General features: G+C 40.7%; 7 protein-coding genes. 2 read left to right on the top strand and 5 right to left on the bottom strand.

Annotated elements, in window-relative coordinates:
• Positions 1–66: 66 nt before the first annotated feature.
• The 4 genes from NIES592_RS18245 to NIES592_RS18230 all read right to left on the bottom strand — a co-directional run bounded on the left by NIES592_RS18245 (position 67) and on the right by NIES592_RS18230 (position 8,659).
• A complete protein-coding gene (locus tag NIES592_RS18245) occupies positions 67–3,186 on the bottom strand; it encodes a PAS domain S-box protein (protein ID WP_073556500.1) in 3,120 nt (1,039 codons plus the stop codon).
• A gap of 309 nt (positions 3,187–3,495) precedes the next feature.
• Positions 3,496–6,192 (bottom strand): family 10 glycosylhydrolase, encoded by a 2,697-nt coding sequence (locus tag NIES592_RS18240; protein WP_371915109.1) that lies wholly within the window; start codon positions 6,190–6,192, stop codon positions 3,496–3,498.
• 86 nt (positions 6,193–6,278) lie between these two features.
• Entirely contained in the window at positions 6,279–7,604 is a 1,326-nt protein-coding gene (locus NIES592_RS18235) for a TIGR03279 family radical SAM protein (RefSeq protein ID WP_073556516.1), read from the bottom strand.
• A 143-nt stretch (positions 7,605–7,747) separates the two neighbouring features.
• Positions 7,748–8,659, bottom strand: coding sequence for an undecaprenyl-diphosphate phosphatase (locus NIES592_RS18230; RefSeq protein WP_073556499.1), 912 nt, complete (start codon positions 8,657–8,659; stop codon positions 7,748–7,750).
• Positions 8,660–9,042: 383 nt separating this feature from the next.
• On the opposite strand from NIES592_RS18230, the gene NIES592_RS18225 reads away from it, so the two are divergent.
• On the top strand, positions 9,043–9,690 hold the full coding sequence (locus tag NIES592_RS18225) for a DUF3120 domain-containing protein (RefSeq protein WP_073556498.1): 648 nt from the start codon (positions 9,043–9,045) through the stop codon (positions 9,688–9,690).
• Positions 9,691–9,860: 170 nt separating this feature from the next.
• Here the strand turns inward: NIES592_RS18225 and NIES592_RS18220 are convergent, their stop codons facing one another.
• Complete coding sequence (locus NIES592_RS18220) at positions 9,861–10,706, bottom strand: prephenate/arogenate dehydrogenase (RefSeq protein WP_073556497.1); 846 nt, start codon at positions 10,704–10,706, stop codon at positions 9,861–9,863.
• An 84-nt stretch (positions 10,707–10,790) separates the two neighbouring features.
• On the opposite strand from NIES592_RS18220, the gene NIES592_RS18215 reads away from it, so the two are divergent.
• Positions 10,791–12,353 carry a pentapeptide repeat-containing protein gene (locus NIES592_RS18215; protein ID WP_073556496.1) on the top strand — a complete coding sequence of 521 codons (1,563 nt, stop codon included), beginning with the start codon at positions 10,791–10,793 and terminating at the stop codon, positions 12,351–12,353.
• The last annotated feature ends 138 nt before the right edge of the window (positions 12,354–12,491 follow it).

Raw genomic sequence — 12,491 nt, 5'->3', positions numbered from 1 at the left:
GTTAATTGTTTTTTATTGATTAGAATTTTTCTGAACAACAAACATCTATCAAGAAAAAATTGAAAATTAATTATTTAATGGTAAAGTAACAGTAAAGGTTGTTCCTACTCCCACTTCACTGTTCACAAAAATTTCACCCTGACACAAATCTATACATTTTTTGACAATTGTTAGTCCTAAACCAGTACCTGGGATATTGCCAACATTTGCAGCACGATGGAAAGATTCAAACAAACTTGGTAAATCTTCTTGGGGAATACCAATTCCCTGGTCTTTGATTTCAAATACAGCTCGATCTTCCTGATAAGTGAGAGTAAATGTGATGATGCTGTTGTTGGGGGAATATTTGATCGCATTCGTGAGTAAATTTCTGAGAATGTGTCCCAACAATTTTTGATCCATGTGGCAGGATATGGATTCGTATTGACAGTGAAAGGCGATCGCATGTTCTGTATTAACATCCTGTTGCAATTCTTGGAGTAAGTCACGGCAGTACTCAACCAAATCTAGTAATGTCGGTTTAAAATCTATTCTTCCCACTTCTGCCTTACCAATCACCAACACATCATTTAACATCTCAGTCATATGTTTAACGCTGTGTTGAATGCGATGTATATGGGAGAGTAATTTTTCTTCTGTCCATTTGTGATGATAATGTTCTACCAACTCTGAAGAAGAAAGGATGGTACTCAACGGTGTACGAAATTCATGGGAAATCACGGTAACAAAACGAGATTTTAATTCGTTGAGTTCTTTTTCTTTCTCCAATGCTGTTCTTAGTTCCTCTTCCAATTGCTTGCGTTTGCTAATATCTGCCCAATAACCGACAATTTCTAGGGGTTTACCAGTATCATCTCGTACAAGCTTGAATTGATCGTATACCCAAATGTAATTACCATTTTTGTGTAAAAAACGGTACTCACAGATACATTCTCCCTGCTTCAATAAGTTTGCTGCTTCCGTAAAAACATGGGATTTGTCTTCTGGGTGGATGCGATCGCTCCAAAACTCAGAATTTTCCGTAAATTCTTTTGCTGCATAACCCAGCATGGCAATCACATTTTCACTCATGAAGGTAATGTCATAATCTTCATAAGGTTTACAAGTATAAATAACAGCTGGAGTTGCAGACAGTAAATATTGCAACCGTTGTTCCGATACCATTAATGCCATTTCTGACTGCTTACGCTCGGTAATATCATTTTGAATGCCAACGTAATGAGTGCAATTGCCATCAGCATCAAATACCGGAGAAATACTTAATTGATTCCAAAATAAACTACCATCTTTACGATAGTTACGTAAAATTACGGTACAATTTTTTGCTTGCTGGATAGCATTTCTCAGTTCTTGGATTTCTGGTTGATTGGTATCATTTCCTTGCAGAAAACGACAATTGCGACCGATGACTTCCTCTGGAGAGTAACCAGTGATGTACTCAAAGGCAGGATTAGCATAGATGATTGGTAAATTTGGCAGTCTAGCATCACAAATCACAATGCCGTTACTACTAGCAGCGATCGCCCGATCCCGCAAAAGCAGGTTGGCTTCTGTTCGCTTGCGATCAGTAATATCTGTGGAAATGCCACAAATGGCACGGGGAACATCATTAGCATCTTTTAAAGGAAACTTGATCGAAAGATAAGTATGTAAACCATCTTCTTGGGGAACAATTTCTTCTGCTTCTATCGGCTTACCAGTAGTAAGAACTTTGCGATGATTCTTCGCAAACTCATCAGCTATATGACGTGGGAAAAATTTGTATATACTTTTGCCTCTGAGAAACTGTTTGGAACATTTAAATACTTTTTCATACTGGCTATTAACTAGTAAGAATCTATTTTGATTGTCTACAACATAAATAATGGCTGGAGAATTATCTAAAATAGCCTGTAGCTGTGCTTGAGTCTGCCGCAGTACAGACTCTGTCACTTTTAGATCATCAATATCTGTATTTGTACCGAACCAATTTAATATTTTCCCATCTTGATCCCGCTGGGGTACTGCACGTGCTAAATGCCAGCGATATGTTTTGTCAGTTACCCTATACCAGCGAAATTCCAATTCTAATGGTTCACCTGTAACTATAGAGTTATGCCAAGCATCCAAACATTTAGATAAATCTTCAGGATGCACCCAATTTTGCCACTTCCAGCCCAACATTTCTTCTTGTGTACAACACAAGTAATTCTGCATACGTTGGTTGATGTATTCTACATAGCCATCTGGCTGAGCAATCCAAACTTGTTGGGGAATAGATTCCACTAAGAAGCGAAAGCGTTCTTCACTTTTTTGTAAAGCTTGTGTTCGTTCCTCTACTCTTGTTTCTAGTTCTATGTTTTGCTGCTTTTGTTCAGTTATGTCCCTTTGTATAGAAACAAAGTGAGTAATTTTGCCTTGTGCATCTGCTATAGGAACAATGTTAATGTCAATCCAGTATGTGGAACCATTTTTGTGGTAATTGATTAATTCTGCTTTAACTGGTAAACCATTTTGTAAGGCGGTACGAATGCGGTCTAATTGGGTGCGATCGCTCAATTCCCCCTGTAAAATTCGCGGTGTTTTACCTACAACTTCAGCACTTGACCAACCGCTGATCCGGGTAAAGGCTTCATTCACGTAAACTATTTGTGGCCCAAGAGGTTCATCAAGTGCGTCAGCTGTGGTGATCACAATGGCATCATTAGCATTGACGACGGCTGACTCAAATAAACGTAGTTGTTCGATGGTGTCTACTAGCTGACAGGGAGAACTGGGGGTAATTTGTAGTGCTTGATAAATAGTTTTGAATGTAACTATTCCAACTAGTTGGCTTTCTTCATCAACAATTGGTAGTAAAGGCAATTGATACTGCTGTAAAAATGAAATTAAATAAGTAATATCATTAACTTGAGCTTGACTATATTTCAGTGAGATTGCTGCAACACTCATTACCTGCGAAATTGTGGCGGCTGGAAAGTCAAATTTACAACAGACCAATCTAATTACATCTTGATCTGTGAACCATCCCAACACCCGCATTTTATCTGTGAACAAGTTCTCTACCACTAAGACATAACTTGCTTGCTGCTGATGCATGAGTGCCACAGCATCCAGTAAGGATGTATCTGGTGTTACAGTCAGAGGCGAAAAATCTATTACGGTATCTATTGACGGCAGAGACACCAACTGAGTTAAGGCGTGCATAATTGCAATTGCCTTTAGCAATAAAAATTGAATAGCAGTAGCATATTTAACTATCTTCTAGTATTTTCTGGGTTAAATTCGTAACATTTCCTTGCAAAAAACTAGGTTATAAATTGAGAGTTATTTTATTTTTTGTTAATAAAATAACTTATGACAACAGTAAAATCACTAAAAACAAAAACTTTGCACCAGTTGTAAAAAAACTAGAGTAACCTCACCCCTTTCCCCTCTCCTTAGCAAGGAGAGGGGTGTCCGATAGGACGGGGTGAGGTTGCATTGTTTCATCGGGACTGCGTTTAACCTCAAATCTTAAAATCCCGCAGTTCTTTCCCCATAACGTAACAGCCTTTCGATCGCAACCAAACGATTTTCCCAAGCTTTGACTTGGTAGGGGTTAGCCACAGATTGCGATCGCATCCATACCCGAAATTGGAACTGAAAACGAGCCAAACTAGCTTTTGCTGCCACTAATTTACCAGCATTTGGCTCAGCAGCCAGCTGATTTAAAGCACTTTGTAAAACTTCTGCTTGAGTATTAAAGTCCGCAGCTGCGATCGCTGATAGTTTTAGTTCATCGTTTTGGGAAACAAACTTCCACTCCCGTAGCAAAGCATGATAACGACTAGCAGCAGCAGCAAAAGGCTGACGAGAGGGAATAGGTTCTTTTTGCCTACCTTGTTCTCTACCTTGAGTGCGGCTGAAAACTGTGTGCAATTCGTTGTTAAAATTTTCCGCAGCAAATAGAGCATAACCACTGATTGGCAAGTCCCTGACTAATTGGATTTGGTCAAACGCTCCGATAGTTGGTAAAGAAAGCAAACGAATTCCTGGTACTAGCAAAGTAGAGCCTAATTTTGAGGAAGCAATCCAAGGTTGTGCCAATCGCTCAAACCGGAGAGTATCTTGAGCATAGGTCATGGGAATAACTATATCAATATCACCTTGCCTTGCCCAAACTTCCCAATGCTGTTGAATTTTCTGAATACGTTCTTGTTCTGGTAAGGGAAATACCGCTACCGATAAAATCAAGTTAGGTCGTTTCGCCCGCAGATGCTTAGACACTTGGGTAACAAAGCTATTCACTTGCTGGGTACGAAATTCTGTCCATTTCTGCCATAATTCCCTTTGACTAGGAGAAATATTGACCGGATCTACACCCGTCAGCTGCTGAAACTTAGCTCTTGCTGCTTTACCATAGCCGTAAGTCCTTCCGGCACTGGGATCTTGGAAGGGATAGCGAATATAGTCTAGCTGAATACCATCAACTTGATAGCGGGTAACAATTTCCTCATACAGTCGCAGTAAATACTGTCGCACCTCGGGATTAGCTGGGTCAAAAAAGGGTTTGCTTTGACCTGGGGGAATCATTTGACCACGGTTATCATAGCCTGCCCAATCTGGATGAGCAGCAAGTACTGGTCCCGGATAATCGGGATCAACTTTGAGAATTTGATTATGGCGTTGATTCCCAGCTGCAAAAACCCAGACCCAAGCGTGTAATTCCATACCCCGTTGCTGGGCTAATTTCACGGCACTTGCTAGAGGATCCCAACCACGAGTGAGGGGATTTTGCTGGGGTGCAACTTGACTGGGGTAAATTGTGTAACTAGAATTAACTGTTTCAAAAAATACTGTGTTAAATCCTGCTTGAGCCAAGCGATCAAAAATTGCAGCTAATCCCTTTTCGCTGCCAGCCCGGACAATTGTACCGCGATCCAGCCAGATTGCACGGATTTCTGGTTGAGCCAATTTCTGATCCACAGGAAACTGCTGCCATAAGGAATTCTTGGCCATTACCCAATTCGATCGCGCTTGAGCATACTGTTTTTGGGCGATGAGCTGCGGCAAGTTTTTAGCCACTTCCCTGGCTTGGGTCAACACTTGTTCAGTACTCTGGACTGGTGCGCCAGATTTAATTGAGGCAAATTGCGTTTGCTGTGCTTTGCTAACTTGGGAATTACCATTGTGTATTGCAGCTGCTAAGTGGGCGCTTTCTACTCGACCAATGAGATTTTCTAACTGTTGCTGGAGAGCGATCGCTTCATTACGACTAATAGGTGCATTGGATTTCGGTTCCACATCCAAACGCACCCTTTGTTCCAGTTGATCAATAGCTTCATCTGAACGTGGGAACGTAATACTAGGTAGAGGTCGGGGTTGGGGAGCAGTGGCTGTAATTTGAGGAGGGGGAGTGGGGGGAGTGCGGGAAGTAGGGGGAGTGGTGGCGACGACGGAGGTAGAGCAGTTTTGCGAACCGCCTGGTACTCTATTCATATATATAGAAAACTTCCTGAGATGCCGCTTGAGTGCAGCTTTTAACCAAGCAGTATCTGTTTGTACACCAGAAGCGGCATCTAGTCCCCAACGCCAACCTAACAAAGTGGAGCGTTCTGTAGTTAATACTGCTGGAGGTTTATCTTGGGCATCCCAAACAGCAGCTGTTTGCGATGCTACAGTATTGGGAATCATCACACCTCCACGCACTGTACCCAGCAGTTCATCTGGACTGTTCAAATTCCGTGTTATTTCTGATGAAGGTTGTAGTTTTTGAGGAGAGTCTAAGCTGAATCCCCAATATCCACCTAAGAGGGATTGCAGCAGTTGACGTACTCCTGGTGCTGATGAACCCCCGACTGGACCGCTAGCAATCAAACGTCCACCATTTCTCATCCATTCTTCTAAGGCGATCGCTTGTGTTGGTGATACACTCTCTACATTTGGCAAAAATAACACCGGGCGATCGCCCCAATCTGCTGCACTCTTGACGTTATCTAAAGAAATTACACAGTACTTTACACCTATTGCTTGTAAACGATTTTCTATTCCTGCCCACTGACTAGCATTTTCTTGGGTATATACAATACTGATTATAGGTTCTTCAGCAGTCGTAGCTGTTGCTGGTGTAATCGTGAGTAGATTGTAGAGTGTAAATTTTATTTTAAAAATAAATAATCCAACTGTTTTAATATTCTTATATTTATCTTTTACTAGTTTTTTATTTGGCACTTCAATATCCACTCCTCACTTATAGTTAGTTATTTGTTCACGGTTGTTTGTTGTTTGGATAAAAACAACCAACAACCAACAACCAACTATTTAACACAAGTTTCTATTATTTCTTTTATGCCTGATACTGGGTATATGTTTGTATCCAATTGCCGGGCTAAATCATTTACATTTATATCATCTAAAAATACCAACTCGCCATGTTTTAGCATGACAGTTGGTAGCAAAATTCCATCTCCTAAATCTTGCCCTTGTAAATTTAACAGTAAATCATGTCCAGTTAGCAACCCTGTCACGGATATATTTTGTCCCCAATAATCGCTCTTGAGAGCCTGCATGTTTACTTGTAAACCTTCTACTGAATTCAACCGTTCGAGAATTGGTTGAAATGCTTGTTCTACAGCGTTACCCACCACCCAGGTAAATCTTTTTTGTCCTGGTATTTTTGGTGGGAGTAATTCATCTGCGACTTGCATAAACTGCTTGATAAACAAGCGAATCGAGCCAACACCGTTATCGATTTGGGGATAGTCTTCATATTCAGATTCGCATGGTAATTCCTCTTGGGCAATTAGAAACCACTCATCAGCTAACCAAGCAAATGTATAATCAAAGTTTTGCCGAAATTGCTGCTGAAGTGATCGCACTTGTTTAATTACCTCTTGCGCTTTTTCTCTAGTAACTGGTGTGAGTTCGTCTGCTGGGGGACGAAACTTGGTTAATCCCACTGGTACTACTGCGACAGAAGCAACTGTTGGCACTTTACCTGTATGAAATGATGCTAAGTCTCTCAGGGTTCGTTCCAAATGGTTGCCATCATTTATACCAGGACACACTACTACTTGGGCATGGATTTGCAGTCGTCTTTGTTGAAACCACTTGAGTTGCTGCAAAATTTGTCCCGCCCGAGGGTTTTTTAAAAGTCTAATTCTGACTTCGGGTTCTGTGGCGTGAACCGACACATATAATGGAGATAGCCGCATTGCTTCGATACGTTGCCATTCCCGTTCTGTCAAATTAGTTAAGGTCAGGTAAGAACCATACAAAAAGCTTAAGCGATAATCGTCATCTTTGAGATACAAACTTGAGCGTTTACCTGGTGGTTGTTGATCGATAAAACAAAACGGACAACGATTATTGCACTGGATTAAATTATCAAACAAAGCGGTTTCAAATTCTAACCCTAAATCCTCATCGTAGTCTTTTTCAATTTCAATGTGATGAGTTTTGCCAGTGGCGTCTAGGACTTCTAGTTCTAAAATCTCATCCGCACACAAAAATCGATAATCAATTAAATCACGGGGAGGTGTGCCGTTGATACTGACGATCGCATCCCCAACTTCAAAACCAATTTCTGCTGCAATCGAATCGGATAATACTTTGGTAATTCGAGCCGGACGAATAGTAGTCATTCGATTTTGGATTCTAGATTTTAGATTTTGGATTGACTCCACGGATAAATCTGCTTTCTTATACCATCAAGGAATTATCAGTCATTGGTCATTAGTTTTCAATTAAGGATTAATAACTAATGACAAATGACAAATGACTTGATCTAAAGAACTCCTGCACTAATTGCACCCAGGATTGCTGCTCCAAACCCCAAGCGATACCATACAAATACCCAGCTGCTTCGCCGTTGCAGGAACTTCAGCAACCAAGCGATTGATAAATAGGAAAAGACAAAGGTTGAGACGATACCTATTAATAGTGGCAAGAACATATGCGATTCTTGGAGTACGTCTTTAGTTTGAACAGCTGTTGCGATCGCTAGTGTTGGTAAGCCTAGCAAAAATGAAAATCGGGCAGCAGTGTCTCGTTGCAAGCCAATAAATAAGGCTGTGGTCAGGGTTGAACCAGAACGGGAAGCCCCTGGTAGAAGAGCTATCATTTGTCCTAAACCTACAATCATCCCATCTTTAATTTCTACTTCTTCAAAGCCACGCTTGCGCGAGCCAAATTTTTCCGCCAAACCCAACAACATCCCCATTACAATTGACATTCCTGCAATCATCAAGGGACTTTCTAACTCAACATCTAAACTCTTGAGTACTAAACCACCTAATAATGCAGGAAACGTCCCAATCACAATCCCCACAAACATTTTCCACTCAGATCGCTGCCATTCCTGCTGCTGAAATGCTAACCAAGCACCCCCCAAAATGTTGCGAATATCTTTCCAAAAATATATCAGTACTGCAAAAACGCTGCCAAGCTGAATTCCATCAACTGCTGTCTTACTCCATGTCGCCTTCCAACCTAAAACGTCCCGAAATATGATTAGGTGAGCGGTACTACTGATAGGCAAAAATTCCGTAATACCTTGGACTATACCTAAAATAAATCCTTGCACTATTTTTCCAAGTACGTTGGATTCATCCGCAACAGCATTACCCGCTGTTTGCATCAGATGATTTCCTATAGGCAAAAAAAATTCTACTCCATCTGTTACAAACATTGTTCCCATTAACCAGACTCCAGAAATGGCTGCCTAACTTTACCAAATTATCCAACTTTACATCTTTGGAGTCAGTTCAAAAGAGTATTTTCTCAAAGACGCTCTGATGCTGGAATGTAATAATTGACTATTTCTGTACGTCTTTGTGTCCTTATTGAAAATGTGGTTTTCTCGCTCAAAAGTCGCTGTATGATAAAAGATGTAATCATTATGCCCCTGGGGGGGATATATGTTGTGGTATATTAAATAAGATAAAGTTAAGTAAATAATATTAATAAACTTTGGTTGATAATACATTGTCCTCATACACAGTTTCTGCTGGCAGCAAAACAAAGACGGAGACATTCTCCGCCTCTGCACATCGTCAGGTGAATGCCTCAACTCCGCTTGGCATGTTTGCCTTGGCTCGGCAAACTTGGTTAATATTTGCAGCAGCAATATTTTTGGTATCCGTACCAGTATTTATCGAAGCCCCTCTGGTGCGATCGCTACCCTGGTTGAGTATTGGTCTCACATTTTTATGGGTGTGGCTGAGTTTCTTATTAATGTCACGTTCTGTAACATACCATTGGGGAGATTTATTATTTGGGTTTAGCTGGAGCTGGTTAGCTGGTTCAATTTACTGGGGTTGGTTGCGTTGGGAGCCTTTATGGCATTTACCAGTAGAGTCTATAGGTCTACCGTTTGCAATCTGGTGTCTGCGTCGAAACAGGGGAAAAATCGGTAACTGGTTTTATTTAGGTTCTTTACTTGGTACTGCCTTAACTGATGTGTATTTCTATTTAGTAAATTTAATGCCGCATTGGCGACAAATTATGCGAGTAGAACCAGAATTAGTGCCACTAATTTTACAGAGTGCAGTCGCACGAGTACAAACGCCTTGGGGAGTAGCCTGGGCATTAATTCTGGCTATGGTTCTCACGATGGTAGGAATTTTACCTTTAGGTAGAAGACAATACCACTGGTATGCTTTTGGCGGAGCCGTGTTGAGTACAATTTTGGTAGATAGTTTATTTTTGCTAGCTGCCGTTTTAGCATAAGAAGGCAGATCTAGTTACATCCAGTCAAATATTATTTAGTCTTCTCGGTGTCACGCCAGAAGAACTAGCTTGGATTTACACTCTGACTTTTTTCTTCACTTTGGCTATTGTAACAGTTGCCTCAGCAGTCATGGGTATTACTAACTTTTATCTACTAATCATTAAAACTATTAACAATCTTCGACAAAATTAGGACGATTAGATTGAGTTAACTTTAACAATTCTTCTAAGCCTGTCCAATTTTCTTGCTCAATTAGGTGAATAAATTCGTCGAGATGATGGCGATATTGTCGGAGCGTTCGCAACAATTCTTGTTGGTTATATTGTGCCATCATCATCCCTAATTCTGGATTGCCGCCGCCGACGCGACTCGTATCTCTAAAGCCAGAACTAGCGAGGTTTTGGGCTAATTGCAATACCTGGGAATCATTTTCACTCAAACAAGCAACAATTAAAGCGGCGCTCACCATGACTGGCAAATGAGAAATCCAACTCACTGCCCGGTCATGATTTTCTGGAGGACAATGGTAAACTCTACACCCCAGTTGATTGACAATTTTCTCCACACAAGATATTGCATCTGTTGGGGTTGTCGCTGTTGGCGTCAATACATAAGGTCGACCAACAAATAAATACTTTTGTGCAGCCTCAATACCACTTTCGGCTGTACCCGCCATTGGGTGTCCCCCGATAAAATTTGTCCACAGGGGGGAAATTGCCTTGACTATCGGTGTTTTGACTGAACCGACATCGGTAATCACAACATTAGCAGGTAAATGAGCGATTAACTGCTCGATTGTGGGAATAATAAGTCCAATTGGTGTACAAATAAATACAACCTCTGCGGCAGTGAGCAAGCTCATGTTAACAGATGCTTCATCTACACTACCAAGGGCGATCGCCTTGGTACAAGTTGATTCCCGGCGACTGACTCCAAACACATAATGTCCATGCGATCGCAAATCTAAACCCAAAGAGCCGCCAATTAGTCCGAGTCCTAAAATACCAATTTTCATTGTGATTTTGATTGAAATTCAATTACGAGTTAAGATACACAACTTTACCCACTATTCGAGTTGGTATCCGGTGAGGTAACTACAATGACTTTAGAGGAATTGCTAGCAAAATACGAAGCAGGAGAAAGAGATTTTCGCAGTGTTGATCTTTGTGAAGCTAACCTCAGTGGTGTCAAACTCAATGAAGCAAATTTTAGTCATGCTAATTTGAGTATTGTTAATCTCAGTGGTTCCCATCTGTGTGGTACTGATTTTAGTCATGCCCAAATCAATGTAGCTAGATTAAGTGGTGCTTATCTTCATCAAGCCAATCTCAACCACGCCAGTCTCAATGTCGCCAATTTGATTCGAGCAGATTTGAGTCGCGCCCAACTCCAGTCAGCCTCCCTCATTCGTGCGGAGTTAATTCGTGCTGATCTCAGTCGTGCTGATCTGTTTGCAGCTAATCTCAGTTGTGCGGATCTTAGAGAAGCTTCACTTCGGCACGCTATACTGCGCTACGCTAATTTGAACGAGGCGAATTTGAGGGATAGTTTGTTAACACAAGCAAATTTAGAGGGTGCTAATTTAAATAACACTGACTTGAGTCGTACCGATTGCAGTGGTGCGAATTGCCGAAATGCAGAAATGAGACAGGCTAATCTTAGCCATAGTAATTTAAGTGGGGCTAATTTGAGTGGGGCTAATTTGCGTTGGGCAGATTTAAATGGGGCAAATCTGAGTTGGGCAGATTTAAGTGAGGCAAAATTGAGTGGTGCGAATCTGATTGGGGCGGATTTAAGCAATGCCAATTTAACCAATGCTAGTTTGGTTTATGCTGATATGACTCAGGCCAAATTAATTAAAGCCGAGTGGGTAGGTGCAGATTTATCAGGAGCAACTTTAACAGGCGCAAAACTTTATTCGACCTCCAGATTTGGTTTAAAAACTGAGGGTATGATTTGTGAGTGGGTTGATCTTAGTCCGAGTGGCGATCGCTCGATCATTCAAAAATTCAACACCGAAGCATCACGGGAATTTTTTAACGAAACTCCACCAACAATTCGGATTGTTATCGATAAACCCTTGGATCATGAAGCGAATTTTGCCATTGCTGGAGCTTATCACCAAATCGCTCAACAATACCGCGAATTAAAACAACCTCCTAGTATGGAAATTGGGCGTCGTCGCACAGTTTTTACATTTCGTGTAGATAGTGATCTCAATTTATTACCCACAGCTTACATGGCAATTCTTCCCTTCCAAGATTCGACAACTACCCAAAACAATATTCGTACACTATTGGCAATAATCAAGAGTGAAAAAGTTCCTCATATTACTTCATTCACTCCTCAGCACTGCCAGCAATTGACTACATTAATAGAACAAGTTATAGAAAATACTGCTGTCATTAAAGAGTTAGTAAATATACTTAAAATTACAACAAAAATCAACTTTTTCCAAGCACCAACCCAGACAACTTTAACTAATTCCAGTGCCCAAAGTTTGATTATCCATGATCATCCACAATTTGGTAGATTTATTGATAACTATGACATCAATGCATCTAAAAATGTTGGCAACTCTCTAAGCAATACCAAAGCAATTACACCTTCGGCAAGTATGATTATTGATTTTATCAAAGGATTTCATTACATAAGCTCATAGATAGTAGATAGTAGGGGTGAAGCATTTGTATGAGTATTTATTGTTAAGAACTAAATATCTTCTTACAAATACTTTGTCCGTACATTGGTTAGTGGTAAAAAAACTATATAAATACTAGCTACTAACCCCTAACAACTA

This window comes from Fischerella major NIES-592 (assembly GCF_001904645.1).
Taxonomy (GTDB): Bacteria; Cyanobacteriota; Cyanobacteriia; order Cyanobacteriales; family Nostocaceae; genus Fischerella; species Fischerella thermalis.
This window is presented reverse-complemented; position numbering and strand designations above follow the sequence as displayed.

Bases quoted from the DNA above. Each gene is read 5' to 3' on its own strand.
- NIES592_RS18245 (WP_073556500.1), bottom strand. From the start codon at position 3,186: ATGCACGCCTTAACTCAGTTGGTGTCTCTGCCGTCAATAGATACCGTA.
- NIES592_RS18235 (WP_073556516.1), bottom strand. From the start codon at position 7,604: ATGACTACTATTCGTCCGGCTCGAATTACCAAAGTATTATCCGATTCG.
- NIES592_RS18230 (WP_073556499.1), bottom strand. From the start codon at position 8,659: ATGGGAACAATGTTTGTAACAGATGGAGTAGAATTTTTTTTGCCTATA.
- NIES592_RS18225 (WP_073556498.1), top strand. From the start codon at position 9,043: ATGTTTGCCTTGGCTCGGCAAACTTGGTTAATATTTGCAGCAGCAATA.
- NIES592_RS18220 (WP_073556497.1), bottom strand. From the start codon at position 10,706: ATGAAAATTGGTATTTTAGGACTCGGACTAATTGGCGGCTCTTTGGGT.
- NIES592_RS18215 (WP_073556496.1), top strand. From the start codon at position 10,791: ATGACTTTAGAGGAATTGCTAGCAAAATACGAAGCAGGAGAAAGAGAT.